General features: G+C 56.1%; 16 protein-coding genes. 12 read left to right on the top strand and 4 right to left on the bottom strand.

The window, feature by feature from the left end; genetic code table 11:
- Positions 1-115 precede the first annotated feature (115 nt).
- From IM295_RS05960 to yejF, 9 genes are all read left to right on the top strand, one after another.
- Positions 116-1,582 (top strand): mannitol dehydrogenase family protein, encoded by a 1,467-nt coding sequence (locus IM295_RS05960; protein ID WP_045629871.1) that lies wholly within the window; start codon positions 116-118, stop codon positions 1,580-1,582.
- 123 nt (positions 1,583-1,705) lie between these two features.
- On the top strand, positions 1,706-2,692 hold the full coding sequence (locus IM295_RS05955) for a GTP-binding protein (protein ID WP_193052317.1): 987 nt from the start codon (positions 1,706-1,708) through the stop codon (positions 2,690-2,692).
- A 33-nt stretch (positions 2,693-2,725) separates the two neighbouring features.
- Positions 2,726-3,439 carry a phosphatase PAP2 family protein gene (locus IM295_RS05950; RefSeq protein ID WP_028013876.1) on the top strand — a complete coding sequence of 238 codons (714 nt, stop codon included), beginning with the start codon at positions 2,726-2,728 and terminating at the stop codon, positions 3,437-3,439.
- 415 nt (positions 3,440-3,854) lie between these two features.
- Positions 3,855-4,424, top strand: a complete 570-nt coding sequence (gene mepS / locus IM295_RS05945; protein WP_028013877.1) for a bifunctional murein DD-endopeptidase/murein LD-carboxypeptidase — start codon at positions 3,855-3,857, stop codon at positions 4,422-4,424.
- Positions 4,425-4,550: 126 nt separating this feature from the next.
- Complete coding sequence (locus IM295_RS05940; RefSeq protein WP_047367968.1) at positions 4,551-6,107, top strand: cyclic di-GMP phosphodiesterase; 1,557 nt, start codon at positions 4,551-4,553, stop codon at positions 6,105-6,107.
- A 74-nt stretch (positions 6,108-6,181) separates the two neighbouring features.
- On the top strand, positions 6,182-7,987 hold the full coding sequence (locus IM295_RS05935; protein WP_193066388.1) for an extracellular solute-binding protein: 1,806 nt from the start codon (positions 6,182-6,184) through the stop codon (positions 7,985-7,987).
- Positions 7,988-7,996: 9 nt separating this feature from the next.
- Positions 7,997-9,091 carry a microcin C ABC transporter permease YejB gene (locus IM295_RS05930; protein ID WP_028013880.1) on the top strand — a complete coding sequence of 365 codons (1,095 nt, stop codon included), beginning with the start codon at positions 7,997-7,999 and terminating at the stop codon, positions 9,089-9,091.
- Positions 9,091-10,116, top strand: coding sequence for an ABC transporter permease (locus IM295_RS05925; RefSeq protein WP_193066387.1), 1,026 nt, complete (start codon positions 9,091-9,093; stop codon positions 10,114-10,116). The genes IM295_RS05930 and IM295_RS05925 overlap by 1 nt, the downstream gene beginning before the upstream one ends.
- Before the next feature lies 1 nt (position 10,117).
- Entirely contained in the window at positions 10,118-11,707 is a 1,590-nt protein-coding gene (gene yejF / locus IM295_RS05920; protein WP_028013882.1) for a microcin C ABC transporter ATP-binding protein YejF, read from the top strand.
- 3 nt (positions 11,708-11,710) lie between these two features.
- Here the strand turns inward: yejF and IM295_RS05915 are convergent, their stop codons facing one another.
- From IM295_RS05915 to rsuA, 3 genes are all read right to left on the bottom strand, one after another.
- Positions 11,711-12,055: a YejG family protein gene (locus IM295_RS05915; protein ID WP_193066386.1), complete on the bottom strand. Its 345-nt coding sequence runs from the start codon at positions 12,053-12,055 to the stop codon at positions 11,711-11,713.
- Positions 12,056-12,334: 279 nt separating this feature from the next.
- A complete protein-coding gene (locus tag IM295_RS05910) occupies positions 12,335-13,531 on the bottom strand; it encodes a Bcr/CflA family multidrug efflux MFS transporter (protein ID WP_028013884.1) in 1,197 nt (398 codons plus the stop codon).
- Positions 13,532-13,546: 15 nt separating this feature from the next.
- A complete protein-coding gene (gene rsuA, locus IM295_RS05905) occupies positions 13,547-14,254 on the bottom strand; it encodes a 16S rRNA pseudouridine(516) synthase RsuA (RefSeq protein WP_028013885.1) in 708 nt (235 codons plus the stop codon).
- A gap of 152 nt (positions 14,255-14,406) precedes the next feature.
- On the opposite strand from rsuA, the gene IM295_RS05900 reads away from it, so the two are divergent.
- Together IM295_RS05900 and rplY are read left to right on the top strand one after the other, a co-directional pair.
- Entirely contained in the window at positions 14,407-16,167 is a 1,761-nt protein-coding gene (locus tag IM295_RS05900) for a DEAD/DEAH box helicase (RefSeq protein WP_047363059.1), read from the top strand.
- Positions 16,168-16,292: 125 nt separating this feature from the next.
- Positions 16,293-16,577: a 50S ribosomal protein L25 gene (gene rplY / locus IM295_RS05895; protein ID WP_028013887.1), complete on the top strand. Its 285-nt coding sequence runs from the start codon at positions 16,293-16,295 to the stop codon at positions 16,575-16,577.
- Positions 16,578-16,627: 50 nt separating this feature from the next.
- On the opposite strand, the gene yejK is transcribed toward rplY, so the two are convergent.
- Positions 16,628-17,635, bottom strand: coding sequence for a nucleoid-associated protein YejK (gene yejK, locus IM295_RS05890; RefSeq protein ID WP_008500957.1), 1,008 nt, complete (start codon positions 17,633-17,635; stop codon positions 16,628-16,630).
- A 134-nt stretch (positions 17,636-17,769) separates the two neighbouring features.
- Here yejK and IM295_RS05885 point away from each other — a divergent pair, with 134 nt between their 5' ends.
- Positions 17,770-17,997 (top strand): YejL family protein, encoded by a 228-nt coding sequence (locus tag IM295_RS05885; RefSeq protein ID WP_014884596.1) that lies wholly within the window; start codon positions 17,770-17,772, stop codon positions 17,995-17,997.
- The last annotated feature ends 19 nt before the right edge of the window (positions 17,998-18,016 follow it).

The following is an 18,016-nucleotide window of genomic DNA, read 5'->3' as shown; positions in this document are numbered from 1 at the left end:
CACATTGATTGATCAAACTCACAGAACGGGGATATTTACGGCTTACCAATTTTATTTGCTGTCATATAACTTTAGACTGACATTGTTAATTAATGGTTAATCAGGTGTGTATTTCATGAAGACAATTGCCTCAACCGCCCTTCCAGCCCAGGTTCAACAACCGCGCTACGATCGTCATCAACTGCGCTCTCGCATCGTCCATTTCGGCTTCGGTGCGTTTCACCGCGCGCATCAGGCATTGTTAACAAACCGGGTGCTGAATGAAAAAGGCGGCGACTGGGGAATTTGTGAGATTAGCCTGTTCAGCGGCGACGTGCTGATGAGCCAGCTGCGCGCGCAGGATCACCTGTTTACCGTGCTGGAGAAAGGTGCTGAAGGAAATCAGCCGATTATTGTCGGGGCCGTGCATGAATGCCTGAATGCAAAGCTGGACTCTCTGCCCGCGATAATAGAGAAGTTTTGCGAGCCGCAGGTGGCGATTGTGTCGCTCACCATTACGGAGAAAGGCTACTGCATCGATCCCGCGACCGGTAAGCTGGATTTACAAAACGCCCGGATCGTCCACGATCTGGAAAATCCCGCTGAGCCGCATTCCGCGCCGGGGATCCTGGTCGAAGCCCTTAATCGCCGCCGTGAGCGCGGCTTGCCTGCGTTTACCGTGCTTTCCTGCGACAACATTCCGGACAACGGACACGTAGTGAAAAATGCGGTGCTTGGCATGGCGCAAAAGCGCTCCCCGGCATTGGCGGAGTGGATCGAGGGCCACGTAAGCTTTCCAGGAACGATGGTCGACAGAATTGTTCCCGCCGCGACGGAGGCCTCGCTTGCGGAGATCGCCGACGCGCTCGGCGTTGACGATCCGTGCGCCATAAGCTGCGAGCCGTTTATTCAGTGGGTAGTGGAAGATAATTTTGTCGCCGGGCGTCCGGAGTGGGAAGTGGCGGGCGTTCAGATGGTGCAGGACGTTCTGCCGTGGGAGCAGATGAAATTACGCATGCTTAACGGCAGCCACTCTTTCCTGGCGTATCTGGGGTATCTCGCCGGGTACGCGCATATTAATGAATGCATGGAGGACGCCACCTTCCGCGAAGCCGCCCGGCGGCTAATGCTGGATGAACAGGCGCCTACGCTGCGTATAAAGGATGTCGACCTGACTGCCTATGCCGACAGCCTGATTGATCGCTTTGCTAACCCGGCGCTGCAGCACCGTACCTGGCAAATCGCGATGGACGGTAGCCAGAAGCTGCCGCAGCGAATGCTGGATGGCATCCGCGTCCACCTTGAGCGTAAAACAGAATGGCCGCTGCTGGCGCTGGGCGTCGCTGGCTGGATACGCTACGTCAGCGGGTTCGACGAACGCGGCAACGCGATTGACGTTCGCGATCCCCTCAGCGATAAAATCCGCACGATTGTCGAGGCCAGCAGCGACGCCGACCGCGTCAATGCGCTGCTGGGGCTGAGCGAGGTCTTCGGTCACGATCTCGCGCAAAATAGCGTTTTCGCTGAGGCTGTTAGCCAGGCCTACCAGCGCATCACCCGCCGTGGCGCACGCCAGGCTGTTATTGAAACGTTAAATCTTTAGCGATTATTGCGCTTAATGCGAACGGACATTGCCTCCGTTCGCCCTCCCCCTTCTCATTGCGCCCGTTTTTCGCCAGGATAAGAGCATAGTGTTATAGCATCACAATTCTCTTGCGGAGCGCACGTGACCAAAACCAACCTCATCACCGGTTTTCTCGGCAGCGGTAAAACCACCTCTATTCTTCATCTGCTGGCGAATAAAGACCCCGCCGAGAAATGGGCCGTGCTGGTCAATGAATTCGGCGAAGTGGGCATTGATGGCGCGTTGCTGTCATCCAGCGGCGCAATGATTAAAGAGATCCCCGGCGGATGCATGTGCTGCGTAAACGGCTTACCGATGCAGGTAGGCCTCAATACGCTGCTGCGTCAGGGCAAACCGGACCGCCTGCTGATTGAACCTACCGGTCTGGGCCACCCGAAGCAGATCCTCGATTTACTGACCGCCCCGGTTTACGAGCCGTGGATCGATCTTCGCGCCACGCTGTGCCTGCTCGATCCGCGTCAGCTTCTGGATGAAAAAACGGTGGCCAATGAGAACTTTCGCGATCAGCTCGCCGCAGCAGACGTTATTGTCGCCAATAAAGAAGATCGCGCTACGGCGGAAAGCCGGGCCGCGCTGGACGCGTGGTGGCAGCATTTCGGCGGCAATCGGACGCGGGTGCAGGCCACGCAGGGGAATATTGATAGCGCCCTGCTGGATCTTCCCCGCCAGAACCTGGCGCAACTCCCGGCCAGCGCAGAGCATGCGCATCACCATTCTGCAAAGCAGGGTCTGGCCGCGCTTAGCCTGCCGGAACACCAGCGCTGGCGTCGTAACCTTAACAGCGGTCAGGGGTATCAGGCCTGCGGATGGATTTTCGATGCCGACACCGTTTTCGACACCATCGGGATCCTGGAGTGGGCCAGACTTGCGCCGGTCGACCGCGTGAAAGGGATCATGCGCACGCCAGACGGATTGGTGCGGATCAACCGCCAGGGCGACGATTTCTTTATCGAAACGCAAAACGTCGCGCCACCTGACAGCCGAATAGAGTTAATTAGTGCGGTTAACGCCGACTGGAATGCCCTGCAGTCCAGCCTGTTGAAGCTTCGTTTAAGTTCGGGCGGCTAACGTTGCCCCAGTTTTCACTCAATGCAGAACGTTATGACGACTCGAATTCCCCAGATACTACTGCTTAATGTCGCCGGTCTGGCGCTCTTTTTCTCCTGGTATATCCCGGTGAATCACGGTTTCTGGTTCCCGCTGGATTCATCCCTGTTTCATTTCTTCAACCAGGGGCTGGTGAAGAGTGACGCCTTTCTGTGGCTGGTGGCAATTACCAATAATCGCGCCTTCGACGGCTTTTCCCTGCTGGCCATGGGCTGCCTGATGCTCTCTTTCTGGCTTAAAGAGGATGACACGGGGCGTCGCCGCATCCTGATTATCGGACTGGTGATGCTTCTGGCTGCGGTGATCATTAATCAGCTGGCGCAACATCTTATGCCGGTAAAACGTGCTAGTCCTTCGCTCTCTTTCCCGAATATTTATCGCGTGAGTGAACTGCTGCATATTCCAACAAAAGATGCCTCGAAGGACAGTTTCCCGGGCGATCACGGCATGATGCTGCTTATTTTTTCTGGGTTCATGCTGCGCTATTTCGGTAAGAAGGCGTTCGCAATCGCCCTGCTTATTGTGGTGATATTTGCCTTCCCGCGCGTGATGATTGGCGCGCACTGGCTGACGGATATTGTCGTGGGTTCCCTTTCCGCGGTGCTGATTGGTCTGCCGTGGGTTCTGATGACGCCTTTGAGCGATCGCCTAATTACCCTTTTCGATCGCTATCTTCCGCGTAGAAAGCAACAAAAATTGAACAAATAATTACCGTTTTTTAACGTAAACTATCGGGGATCATCACGATCCCTGATAACGCCCTTCCCGCGATCTTTCTGCGCTGTCATATTCTTGTCATCACATTCGTGATAAAAATGAATCAATTGCACGATTACGCGGCGGATCTGCCGCTATTTTGTGCAATGACAAATTTTTACTTTCTGTATCACAATTTCTTATAAAAAAAAGGCTCTTTTTACTCGCAATAGCCCTGGCAATCGGTTAATCTCGAACTCGTTTTGCCCCATGGAGATAATTATTTCGATGGTGAATAATTTTGTGCGCTGCACCACAAATGTCACCAGAAACAATTGTCTCAATGTGAACAGATAATTAGTCTCGTCACGTTTGGCATTTTTATAACGATATTTGTCGTTAAGGACTTCAAGGGAAAATAAACAAAATGGTCAAATCTCAACCGTTTCTGAGATATATCTTACGGGGGATCCCGGCGATAGCAGTCGCGGTACTGTTATCTGCATGTAGTACATCGAACACCGCAAAGAATATGCATCCTGAGACGCGTGTTGTGGGAATGGAAGATTCCTCTTCACTGCAAGCCTCTCAGGATGAATTTGAAAATATGGTACGTAATCTGGACGTGAAGTCCCGCATTATGGACCAGTATGCTGACTGGAAAGGCGTGCGTTACCGTCTTGGCGGCAGCACTAAAAAAGGCATTGATTGTTCCGGCTTTGTACAGCGTACCTTCCGCGAGCAATTTGGGTTAGATCTTCCGCGTTCGACCTACGAACAGCAGGAGATGGGCAAGTCGATTTCACGTACCAAACTGCGCACCGGCGATTTAGTGCTGTTCCGTGCAGGTTCTACCGGTCGACATGTGGGCATCTACATTGGTAATGACCAGTTTGTACATGCCTCCACCAGCAGCGGTGTGACCATTTCCAGCATGAATGAACCGTACTGGAAGAAGCGCTACAACGAAGCGCGCCGCGTACTGACCCGCAGTTAATATGATAATTGTATCGTCGGTTATCCCTTGGCTGGCGATACAATAAAAAAAGCACTGCTTCGGCGGTGTTTTTTTTTGCCCGTTACAATGAATACAATCAGCGGCAATTCAGGAACCACGACGTTTATGCTCACCCGCTACTTCTCCAGTCATCGAAAGATACTGTTCCTCAGTATCATTACCGGCCTGATCGCCGCCCTGCTCCTGGGTTCATTGCAATTTTTCTGGAGCTACCACAAGCGGGAAATCCGATTCGATACGTTGATTATGGATGTGCGCATCTACATGGAGAGCTATTTTGACGAGCTGAAAGCCTCCATCGACGTGCTCCAGCCGCTGACGCTCAATAATTGCCAGGACGTTAACGCGGAGCTGACCTCGCGCGCGGCCTTCAGCCTCAACGTACGCGCCTTCCTGCTGGTCAGAGACAAAATGGCGTTCTGCTCGTCAGCCACAGGGCCAATGAATGCCCCGATGGAGGAGCTGATACCCGAGCTGCACATCAACAAGCAGGTTGATATCGCACTGCTCCCCGGCACGCCCATGCTGCCCAATAAGCCCGCGATTGCCATCTGGTATCGTAATCCGCTTGTGAAGGACGGCGGCGTATTCACCTCGGTGAATCTTAACCTGACGCCGTACCTGCTTTACACCGCGCGCCAGGACGAGTTTGCGGGCATCGCGATCGTCATCGGCGACAATGCGTTATCCACTGCCTCAAGCGCCCTCGTCAAAGCGAAGGATTTACATGAAACGCCGGCGCGCACCGCGACGCTCAAAGACGTTCCTCTGACCATCAACCTGTACGCCGAGGAGTGGACGACCGATGAGATACTTTACGCCCTGTTCTTCGGGCTGGTGTGCGGGATTGCGGCAGGGTCGCTTAACTTCTACATCCTCACGACGCGTCTCAATCCGGGCAAAGAGATTCTGAGCGCCATCAAGCGCGGCCAGTTTTATGTGGTTTATCAGCCCGTTGTCGACGCCAAATCGCTCAGGATGACCGGGCTTGAAGTGCTGATGCGCTGGAAGCACCCGACCATGGGTGAGATCCCGCCGGACGCCTTTATCAATTTTGCCGAAGCGCAGAAGCTGATTGTTCCGCTCACGCTGCATCTTTTTGACCTGATTATTCACGATGCGCCAGTGCTACAGACCGTGCTGCCGCCGGGTGCCAAAGTGGGCATTAATATCGCGCCGGGGCATCTGCATGCGGAAAGCTTCAAAGACGATATGCGCACCTTCAAAGCCCTGCTGCCGCCTGATTACTTCCAGATCGTACTGGAAATTACCGAGCGCGACATGCTGAACCATCGGGAAGCTAACAGCCTCTTCGAATGGCTTCATAACGAAGGGTTTGAAATTGCCATCGACGATTTCGGCACCGGCCACAGCGCGCTGATTTATCTTGAACATTTCACCATGGACTACCTGAAAATCGACCGTGGTTTTGTCAACGCCATTGGCACAGAAACCGTGACCTCCCCGGTGCTGGATGCCGTACTGACGCTGGCAAGACGACTGAATATGTCGACCGTTGCGGAAGGGGTGGAAACACCGGAACAGGCGGCCTGGCTGCGCGAGCATGGGGTTAATTACTTGCAGGGTTACTGGATTAGCCGCCCGATGCCGCTGGAGCAGTTCCGCACGTGGCAAAATACGGTGTCGCCTGACGGGGAATAATTTCACATTGCCCGTGGCGTCACTTATTATTCAGCTTAACTGAGCCGGTCTGTAAAAGAGGGAGCCGCCGCGAGATGTTTATGCGCTTTATGTTGCTTTGGTTGGCAGTCGTGAGCCTGTCCAGCCAGGCGCAAACCATCAAAGAGAACATCGCGTTCGCCGTGATTGGCGAGCCCAAATACGCGGTCAATTTTACGCACTTCGATTACGTCAATCCTGCCGCCCCTAAGGGTGGAAAGGTCACGCTCTCGGCTACGGGAACGTTCGACAACTTTAACCGCTTCGCCCTGCGCGGCGTGGCCGCGGCGCGAACGGAATCGCTCTATGACACGCTTTTTGTCACGTCGGATGATGAACCCGGCAGCTATTACCCGCTGATTGCCGATAACGTGCGCTATGCGGATAACTTCGCCTGGGCCGAAATTACCCTAAACCCCCGGGCCCGCTTTCACGACGGCACGCCGGTCAAGGCCAGCGACGTCGCTTTTACGTTTCATAAATTTATGACCGAAGGCGTTCCCCAGTTCCGCATTGTGTATAAAGGCGCAACGGTGCGCGCCATTGCGCCCCTCACCGTACGCATTGAGCTGAGCGAACCGAACAAAGAGAATATGCTTAGCCTGTTCTCGTTGCCGGTGATGCCTGAATCGTTCTGGAAAAACCATAAGTTAAGCGACCCGCTCTCCACGCCGCCGCTGGCCGGTGGCCCTTACCGCATTACCGACTGGCGCATGGGGCAGTACGTGGTCTATTCCCGCGTGAAAGATTACTGGGCGGCTAACCTGCCGGTAAACCGCGGGCGCTGGAATTTCGACACCCTTCGCTATGACTACTACCTCGACGATAACGTGGCGTTTGAAGCGTTCAAGGCCGGTGCCTTCGATTTACGCGTGGAGAACAGCGCCAAAAACTGGGCGACCCGCTATATCGGCAAAAACTTCACGAAAGGCTACATCGTCAAAGACGAGCACAAAAACGAATCCGCCCAGGACACGCGCTGGCTGGCGTTTAATATTCAGCGCCCGGTATTTACCGACCGCCGCGTTCGGGAAGCCATTTCCCTGGCCTTCGATTTTGAATGGATGAACAAAGCCCTGTTTTACGGGGCTTACAGCCGCGCGAACAGCTATTTCCAGAACACCGAATATGCCGCGCGCGACTACCCTAAAGCCGACGAACTGCTCCTGCTGGCGCCGCTGAAAGCGGAAGTGCCGCCGGAGGTGTTTACCACGGTGTTTCAGCCGCCCGCTTCAAAGGGTGACGGCTACGACCGCGACAACCTGCTGAAGGCCAGCAAGCTGCTGGATGAGGCAGGCTGGCAGCTGAAGAACCAGAAACGCGTCAATGCGAAAACCGGCAAGCCTTTAAGCTTTGAACTGCTGCTCTCCTCCGGCGGCAACGATCAGTGGGTGCTGCCGTTTAAGCACAACCTTGCGCGGCTGGGGATCACCATGAACATTCGCCAGGTCGATAACGCGCAGATCACCAACCGCATGCGCAGCCGCGATTACGACATGATGCAACGCCTGTGGCCCGCACAGCCGTGGCCCAGCTCGGATCTGCAAATCTCCTGGGCCTCCAGCTACATCGACTCCTCGTACAATGCGCCAGGCGTAAAAAGCCCGGCGATTGATGCCCTGATTGCAAAAATTGTGGCGGCGCAGGGCGATAAAGATAAGCTCTTGCCGCTTGGTCGCGCCCTCGACAGGGTGTTAACCTGGAACTACTACATGCTGCCCATGTGGTTTATGGGCGAAGACCGCCTTGCGCGCTGGGACAAGTTCTCCGTGCCTGCCGTGCGCCCTGTCTATTCTCTGGGCTTTGACACCTGGTGGTATGACGTGAATAAAGCCGCCAGACTGCCCGCCGAGCGGCGATAAGGAATTATCATGGGTGCCTATTTAATACGCCGTCTTCTGCTGGTCATTCCCACGCTGTGGGCCATTATCACCATTAACTTTTTTATCGTGCAAATTGCCCCGGGCGGGCCGGTCGACCAGGCCATTGCCGCCATTGAGTTTGGCAACAGCGGCGGCATGCCCGGCGGCGGCGGAGAAGGCATGGGCGCCAGCCATGCGCGAACCGGCGTGGGGAATATCAGTGAAAGCCACTACCGCGGCGGGCGCGGGCTGGATCCTGAAGTGATCGCCGAGATCACCCATCGCTACGGCTTTGATAAGCCGATACACGAGCGCTATTTCAAGATGCTCTGGGATTATATCCGCTTTGATTTTGGCGATAGCCTGTTCCGCAGTGCGTCCGTATTAACGTTGATCAAGCAAAGCCTGCCGGTTTCGGTCACGCTGGGGCTGTGGGGGACGTTGATTATCTATCTGGTCTCTATACCGCTCGGGATCCGAAAAGCGGTGCATAACGGCAGCCGCTTCGATATCTGGAGCAGCACCTTCATCATCATCGGCTATGCTATTCCGGCGTTTCTGTTTGCCGTTCTGCTGATTGTCTTCTTTGCCGGAGGCAGCTATTTCGACATCTTCCCCCTGCGGGGGCTGGTCTCCGCCGATTTCAGCACGCTGCCGTGGTACCAGAAAATCACCGACTATCTCTGGCATATCACGCTGCCGGTGCTGGCGACGGTGATCGGCGGGTTTGCCGCCCTGACCATGTTAACCAAAAACGCCTTTCTCGATGAAATCCGCAAGCAGTATGTCGTGACCGCCCGCGCCAAAGGGGTCAGCGAGAAGCAGATTATGTGGAAACACGTTTTCCGCAACGCCATGCTGCTGGTGATTGCCGGATTTCCAGCCACGTTCATCAGCATGTTTTTTACCGGCTCGCTGCTGATTGAGGTGATGTTCTCGCTCAACGGTCTCGGCCTGCTGGGCTACGAAGCCACCGTATCGCGCGATTATCCGGTAATGTTTGGCACGCTCTATATTTTCACCCTGATTGGCCTGCTGCTGAATATCATCAGCGATATCAGCTATACGCTGGTCGATCCCCGAATTGATTTTGAGGGCCGCTGATGCCGCGTTTAAGCCCCGTTAACCAGGCCCGCTGGGCCCGTTTTCGCCATAACCGCCGCGGCTACTGGTCGCTGTGGATTTTTGCTGTCCTGTTTGTCCTGAGCATGTGTTCGGAGCTGATCGCCAACGACAAACCGTTGCTGGTGCACTTTAACGACCGCTGGTACATGCCGGTACTGGCTAACTACAGTGAAAGCGACTTCGGCGGCCCGTTTGCCACCCCGGCGGAGTACCAGGATCCGTGGCTGCGCCAGCAGATCGAACAGCACGGCTGGGCCCTCTGGGCACCGGTGCGCTTTGGCGCCAACAGCATTAACTTCGCGACCACAACCCCCTTCCCTTCTCCGCCGTCTGCGCAAAACTGGCTGGGAACAGACGCCAACGGCGGCGACGTGCTGGCGCGCATCCTCTACGGTACGCGGATTTCTATTCTCTTTGGACTGATGCTGACCGTCTTCTCCAGCGTAATGGGCGTAGTGGCCGGCGCCGTTCAGGGCTACTACGGCGGAAAAATTGACCTGTGGGGGCAGCGTATCATCGAAGTCTGGTCCGGTATGCCAACGCTGTTTCTGATCATTCTGCTTTCCAGCGTGGTACAGCCGGGCTTCTGGTGGCTGCTGGGCATCACAGTTCTGTTTGGCTGGATGGCTCTGGTGGGCGTGGTGCGGGCAGAGTTTCTGCGCACCCGTAATTTCGACTATATTCGCGCCGCGCAGGCGTTAGGCGTGAGCGATCGCGCAATCATCTTCCGCCATATGCTTCCCAATGCGGTGGTGGCGACCCTCACCTTCCTGCCCTTTATTCTGTGCAGCTCCATCACCACCCTCACCTCGCTGGACTTTCTGGGCTTCGGCCTGCCGCTGGGGTCGCCGTCGCTCGGCGAACTGCTGCTGCAGGGCAAGAACAACCTGCAGGCGCCGTGGCTGGGCATCACCGCCTTTCTTTCCGTGGCCGTGCTGCTTTCGCTGCTGATTTTTATTGGCGAAGCCGTGCGCGATGCCTTCGATCCCAACAAGGCGGTATAAGATGACGCAGCCTCTTCTCAGTATTGATCGCCTGTCGATTGCCTTCTCGAAGCAGGGCGAGACCCGTACCGTGGTCACCGACCTGTCGCTGCAGATCCAGCGCGGTGAAACGCTGGCGCTGGTGGGTGAATCCGGTTCGGGCAAGAGCGTCTCGGCGCTCTCCATCCTGCGTCTGCTGCCCTCCCCGCCCGTGAGCTATCCGCAAGGGGATATTCTGTTCCACGGCAGTTCGCTGCTGCACGCTGATGAACATACCCTGCGCGGTATTCGCGGCAATAAGATCGCCATGATCTTCCAGGAGCCGATGGTGTCGCTCAACCCACTGCATACGCTGGAAAAACAGCTCTATGAAGTGCTGTCACTTCATCGGGGGATGCGCAAAGAGGCCGCGCGGGGCGAAATTCTGGATTGTCTGGAACGTACAGGCATACGCAACGCGGCCAAACGGCTGAATGATTTTCCGCATCAGCTCTCCGGCGGCGAACGCCAGCGGGTAATGATTGCCATGGCCCTGCTCACGCGCCCCGAACTGTTGATTGCCGATGAGCCGACGACGGCGCTGGACGTCACGGTGCAGGCGCAAATTCTGACGCTCTTGAGGGAGCTGCGTGACGAGCTGGACATGAGCCTGCTGTTTATCACGCACAACCTGAGCATCGTGAAAAAGCTGGCCGACAGCGTCGCGGTCATGCAAAACGGGCGCTGCGTTGAACAGAATACCGCGTCCACGCTGCTGAACGCGCCGCAGCATCCCTATACGCAGCGCCTGCTCGACAGCGAACCTTCCGGCGACCCGGTGCCTCTCACGGCAGACAGCACACCGCTGCTGCGCGTCGATGATTTATCCGTCTCGTTCCCGATCCGCAAAGGCGTTCTGCGGCGCATCGTTGATCAGAACCCGGTGCTGAAAAATATCCGCTTCTCGCTGCGACCGGGTGAATCCCTGGGGCTGGTGGGCGAATCCGGTTCGGGGAAAAGCACTACCGGTCTGGCGCTGCTGCGCTTAATTGCCTCTCAGGGCGAGATCCTGTTTGACGATATGCCGCTGCACCGCTGGAACCGCCGCCAGATGCTGCCCGTGCGGCCCCGCATGCAGGTGGTATTTCAGGATCCCAACTCCTCGCTTAACCCGCGCCTCAGCGTGTTGCAGATTATCGAAGAGGGCCTGCGCGTTCACCAGCCTGGCCTGAGTGCGCAACAGCGGGAACAGGAGGTCATGCGGGTGATGGCGGAAGTGGGCTTAGATCCCGACACTCGCCACCGCTACCCTGCGGAATTTTCCGGCGGACAGCGCCAGCGTATCGCCATCGCCCGCGCGCTGATCCTGAAACCGGAGCTGATTATTCTGGATGAACCGACCTCGTCTCTGGACAGAACCGTACAGGCGCAGATCCTGGCGCTACTCAAAGGGCTACAGGAAAAGCACCGGCTGGCCTATATCTTTATCAGCCATGATCTACAGGTGGTTCGGGCGCTATGCCATCAGGTGATTGTGCTACGACAGGGTGAGGTGGTCGAACAGGGTGATTGCCAGCGCGTATTTACTGCGCCAACGCAGAGCTACACGCGCCAGCTGCTCGCGGCAGACTAGCGCTTAAAACGGATACTGGCCGGAGAAAGGTTCAGCAATCGCAACACCAAAGTTTTTCAGGCGGCAGGTCGCGGCGAATTCGTCCTGGCTTTTGACGAACAGGCACGGCTCCCCTTCGCACTCCAGTACGGAGCTGTCCACTTCGATATCCGCCAGGGCCTGGCTGAGACGCTCCATCACCCGCCACGCATTTTCGTCGCTCGGGCTCAGCAGCTTGAGCGCCACCAGGCAATTCTCACAGCCCGCGACGCTTTGCGGAATCGGTTCAACTTTCGAACCTGCAAAACCCGCCGACCAGCGATAGCTCTGGGGCAAGCGATGGACAATGGAGAGTTGTAATGTATTCACGTTCGTTCCCCGGAAGCAAAATTTACTTCACAATTTATTTACATTTATAGTAACACATCATCGCCAACCTGCACTATTCAGCGCTTTTTTATCGGTATCGAGGCTCGCGTCGGCGCTATATGTACCCGTTTCTGCGATCTAACTCAACCTTTTTGAATACAATGATGTGACTTTTTACATAAATAGATTTTACATAAAATAAACAAACACGGAATAAACGAACGCGAGTTTGGTTGATATGCGTCAACAAAAAAGGCCCTTTCGGGCCTTATCTGCGCGTTAGTGCGCCGCTTTTCGCGGCCGGCTGGCGTAAAGACAGAAAAGCGCAGAGCTGGTTGCGCAAAAAGCCATCGCCCACAGCATAGGCCAGGCCGTAGTAAAGGTCGCCATAGAGAGTAACGCCCCGACGATGGCACCAATCCCGAAGCGGAAGGTTCCCGCCAGTGACGATGCGGTTCCCGCCATGTGCGGGAATTCGTCGAGGATCACCGCCATCGCATTGGACGAGATCATCGACACGCAGCCGACAAAGGCCGCCACGCCGATCACCAGCGCCCAGAAGCCCACGTCCAGAAACGCGCTCACCACCAGCCAGACCGCCATCACAAACTGGATCCACAGCCCGGCGCGGAACATGTTCAGCGCGCCCACCCGCCGGACAAAGCGGCTGTTAATGATGGTCAGGACAAACAGGAAGACGATATTGAGCGCAAAATAATAGCCAAAATGCTGCGGCGAAACGTGGTTCAGTTCGATATAGACAAACGGCCCGGCGCTCAGGAAGGAGAACATTCCGGCGAAGCTGAACCCGCTCGCCAGCATGTAGCTCAGCACCCGCTTGTGGCGAAACAGCGAGGCAAAGTTGCCTATCGTGGTTCGAATATGAAATTTCTGGCGGCGCTCGACGGGCAGCGTTTCATCAATAAAGAAGAAAATCATCGCCGAGGCCAGCAGCGCGGCCAGCGCCAGGATCCAGAAAATCGCGTGCCAGCTAAACCACACCAGCACCGCACCACCGGCCATCGGTGCCACCAGCGGCGCAATCGTCGTCACCAGCATGACGAACGACATCATGCGGGAGAACTCTTCTTTCGGGTAGATATCACGCATCAGGGCGTTGATCACCACGCTCGCGGCAGCGGCGGCCAGCCCGTGCAGGAAGCGCATGATAATCAGCTGATCGATACTCTGCGCCAGCGCACAGGCGACCGCTGCGGCCGCAAAGACCAGCGTCCCGCCAAGAATAACCGGCTTACGCCCCAGGCTGTCGGCCATTGGGCCATACAGCAGCTGTCCGAGCGCGAAACCGAGAATATAGGTGCTGAGCGTCATCTGCGCGCTGCCTGCCGGTACGCCAAACTGGGCGGAAATCACCGGCAGCGCAGGCAGATACATGTCGATAGACAGCGGCATCAGCATCGCCAGCAGGCCAAGAATGAAGACAATTTTGAACGACGAGTGTGGCCTGGTGGTCACAGGGTTCTCCTGAAATTAGTGCGAAGGCAGACCGACGCTGGCAATCTCTTCTTCCGTCAGCGGACGATATTCACCGGGCGCCAGGTCGGGATCGAGCGCAATCGCACCGATGCGTTCACGGTGCAGGCCCACAACGTGGTTACCCACGGCGGCAAACATGCGTTTCACCTGATGGTAGCGTCCTTCGCTGATGGTCAAACGGACCTCCGTCGGGGTGATGACCTCAAGCACGGCGGGTTTGGTCAGATCCTTTTCATTATGCAGCTGAACGCCTTTCGCGAATTGCTCTGCCGTGTCATCCGCAACCGGTGACTCCAGCGTGACCAGATAGGTTTTCTCACAGTGGTGGCGCGGGGAAGTGATGCGATGCGACCACTGACCGTCGTCGGTCATCAGCACCAGACCGGTGGTGTCGATGTCGAGGCGGCCTGCGGCATGCAGCTTGTGCGCCACCGGCTCGTCGAGGAAATAGAGCACCGTCGGGTGATCCGGATCGTCCGTTGAGCAGACATAGCCTTCCGGCTTATTGAGCATGAAATAGCGGGGACCGTGCTGCTGGGTCAGCGGATTGCCGTCGTACTCAACCTGATGGTCAGGCTGCAGTTTGAACGCGCTGTCTCGCACAATGTCGCCATCCACGGTAACGCGGTTGGCGCGAATTTCGCGCCCGGCAATAGCGCGGCTTACGCCGAGTTGCTGAGCGATAAACTTATCAAGTCGCATGAAATCTTTTTAGCCTTAATGGTGCTGGATGTCGGACCGTGCGTCCGAAAAAAGAAGCAGTCAGGAACGGTTCAGTATAATGGTCTGGTTGCGCCACTCAAGGGAAAAAGTTTCGTGGCATACTATATGCGGATTAACGAAACCGAGACCCCATGACTTTTACACTTCGTCCCTATCAGCAGGAAGCCGTTGACGCGACGCTCGCCTGGTTCCGTAAACACCGGGAACCGGCGGCCATTGTCCTCCCGACCGGTGCAGGTAAGAGCCTGGTGATTGCCGAACTGGCGCGCCTGGCGCGCGGTCGCGTGCTGGTATTGGCCCACGTCAAAGAGCTGGTGGCGCAAAACCATGCCAAATATTGTGCGCTGGGGCTGGAAGCCGACATTTTCGCCGCCGGGCTGAAGCGCAAAGAGAGCCACGGCAAAGTGGTTTTCGGCAGCGTACAGTCGGTGGCCCGCAACCTGGATCTGTTCCGCAGCGAGTTTTCGCTGCTGATTGTCGACGAATGTCACCGCATCAGCGATGACGACGACAGCCAGTATCAGCAAATCCTCACTCACCTTAAAGAGGTGAACCCTCACTTACGCCTGCTCGGCCTGACGGCAACCCCGTTTCGTCTGGGCAAAGGCTGGATCTACCGCTTTCATTATCACGGCATGGTGCGCGGCGACGAGAAAGCGCTGTTCAGCGACTGTATCTATGAACTTCCGCTGCGCTACATGATTAAGCACGGCTACCTGACGCCGCCCGAGCGGCTGGATATGCCGGTCGTGCAGTACGATTTCAGCCGCTTACAGGCGCAGAGCAACGGGCTATTCAGCGAGGCGGATCTTAACCATGAGCTGAAAAAACAGAAGCGGATCACGCCGCATATCATCAGCCAGATTGAAGAGTTCGCGCAAACGCGTAAAGGGGTGATGATTTTTGCTGCCACCGTCGAACACGCGCGCGAAATCACGGGACTGCTACCCGCTGACGACGCAGCGCTGATCACAGGCGAAACGCCCGGCCCGGAGCGCGACAGGCTGATTGAGGCTTTCAAAGCCCAGCAGTTCCGCTACCTGGTGAATGTCTCCGTATTAACCACCGGGTTTGACGCCCCGCACGTCGATCTGATTGCGATTCTGCGCCCGACGGAATCCGTCAGCCTGTATCAGCAGATTGTCGGCCGTGGCCTGCGCCTGGCGCCGGGCAAAACCGACTGCCTGATACTGGATTACGCCGGCAACCCGCACGATCTTTACTCCCCGGAAGTGGGCGCGCCAAAAGGCAAAAGCGACAACGTGCCGGTACAGGTGTTTTGCCCGGCCTGCGGCTTTGCCAACACCTTCTGGGGAAAAACCACCGCCGACGGCACGCTGATTGAACACTTTGGCCGCCGCTGTCAGGGCTGGTTTGAGGATGATGAGGGACATCGCGAGCAGTGCGATTTCCGCTTCCGCTTCAAAAACTGCCCGCAGTGCAACGCCGAAAATGACATCGCCGCCCGCCGTTGCCGCGAGTGCGACACGGTGCTGGTGGACCCGGACGACATGCTGAAAGCGGCGCTGAAGCTGAAAGATGCGCTGGTGCTGCGCTGCTCCGGCATGGCGCTGCAGCCCGGCGCGGATGAAAAAGGCGAATGGCTGAAAATCACCTATTACGATGAGGATGGCGCTGACGTCAGCGAACGGTTCAGGGTTCAGACGCCTGCCCAGCGTACGGCATTTGAGCAGCTGTTTATCCGGCCGCATACCCGCACGCCTGGCGTGCCGCTGCGCTGGATAACCGTGGCGGATATCGTGCATCAGCAGGCGCTGCTGCGCCACCCCGACTTCGTGGTCGCCCGTAAGAAAGGCCAGTTCTGGCAGGTTCGCGAGAAGGTCTTTGACTATGAAGGTCGCTTCCGTCGGGCAAATGAATTGCGCGGTTAACGGGACTTTTCATTGATGTGCGGGGCATTTGAGTATAAAATGCCGCCCGCTTCACATCCGTGGGGCAGAACACTCACCTGCTGCTGGGTCGCCTGTAGTAGGGTTTTAAATACAGAGAGAAATCAATGTTCACTATCGAAGCAGAAGTACGTAACGTGCAGGGTAAGGGTGCGAGCCGCCGCCTGCGTAACGCTAACAAGTTCCCGGCTATCGTTTACGGTGGCGAAGCTGCTCCAGTTGCTATCGAACTGGATCACGACAAAGTGTGGAACATGCAGACCAAAGCTGAGTTCTACAGCGAAGTTCTGACCATCGTTGTTGGCGGTAAAGAAGAAAAAGTGAAGGTTCAGGCTGTTCAGCGTCACGCGTTCAAGCCAAAACTGACTCACATCGACTTCGTTCGCGCGTAATCGCAAACCTGTCGAGAAAACCCCGCTTCGGCGGGGTTTTTTTATGGCTGCTATTTACCGCCAGACGTGCGGCGCTGAAGCTGATCGCGCAGGTTCGGCGGCGTACCTTTGATGGTCAGGGTATCGGTGGCCGGATCCCAGAAGATGCGTTCCCCCAACAGCATGGCGTCAAAGTTGATGGTTAACCCACCGCCGCTGCCGGCAAATTTGGTTAACTGACGCAGCGTGCTGCGATCCGCCGGGAAGCTCTCCTCAAGCTCATAGCCCTTCTCCGCGGTGAATTCCTGGAAGCTCACTTCGCTGACGCCCGCCAGCTCTTTTGACAGGGACTCCAGTTCAATCTCTTCCCCCGCCTGCAGCTGTTCGTTGCAGTAGCTGTAAACCTGCTGACGCACGGTCTGGCGTTCAGATTTATCGAGCTGCGCTTCCGCCGTGAAGTCATCAACGGCCTGCAGCAGCCCTTTGTTCTGCGCTTTGGCGTTCAGGCCTTCGCTGGCACCGAGGAAGTCCATAAAGAAATCCGCCACTTTGCGGCCCACCCGCCCCTTCAGGAAGGTGAGGTAGCGAGTCGACTCCGGGTTAGTTTCCCACTCGGTCAAATCAATACGCGCCACAATATCCGCATGGTTGATATCCAGATAGTGCGTTGAGCTGATGTCCAGTTGCTCGTTCACACGCATGCTGCTTAAGTTATTCAGCACGGTAACCAGCAGGTACTCGACCGCCAGGTAACGATAGTGGCAGAACAGGACAATACCGCCGTCGGCGAACGGATATTTCGCCAGCTCGTCGCGCAGACGCCCGGTTGCCGCGCGGCTAAACGCCAGGAAATCCTCCTCGCCCTGACGCTGCAGGCGCAGGCTATCGGCCAGCTCACTCTCTTCACTGAACAGACCATAGGCTTTATTTTTAGCGCTGTAGACGCGATGCAGCTCTGCCATCATTTCCACAACGGTTGCCGTGGGTTCCAGTAACGAATCGCGTAGCACCACTTCAAGGGTTTGCTCATCACGCTTGATAAGCTGGTGCAAGGCAATCTGGTTGATTTCCAGACTCATGATAAACTCTCCTTTTAGACCGGGCGGTATTCAACCACCACCAGGACATGTGTGCAACAACAGATAAAAAAGGGGAAAAAAAGCTGTTGCTACGGTAATATGTTGCCCTTTCATCAACAAACTGATTTTGATTTATGCCACAACATTCCCGCTACAGTGATGAACACGTTGAACAACTGCTCAGTGAGCTGGTCAACGTACTGGAAAAACATAAAACGCCGACCGATCTCTCCCTAATGGTTTTGGGAAATATGGTCACCAACCTTATCAACACCAGCGTTGCTCCGGCTCAGCGTCAGGCGATCGCCAAATCTTTCGCCCAGGCGTTACAGTCATCCGTCAGCAACGACCAGGCCCATTAAGGGAAACGAACAACAGTTT

Origin of the sequence: Enterobacter cloacae complex sp. P14RS, from assembly GCF_014895895.1 — a bacterium.
Lineage (GTDB): Bacteria > Pseudomonadota > Gammaproteobacteria > Enterobacterales > Enterobacteriaceae > Enterobacter > Enterobacter bugandensis.
Note: the sequence above shows the minus strand (reverse complement) of the source record. Positions and strands in the feature narration are given on the sequence as shown.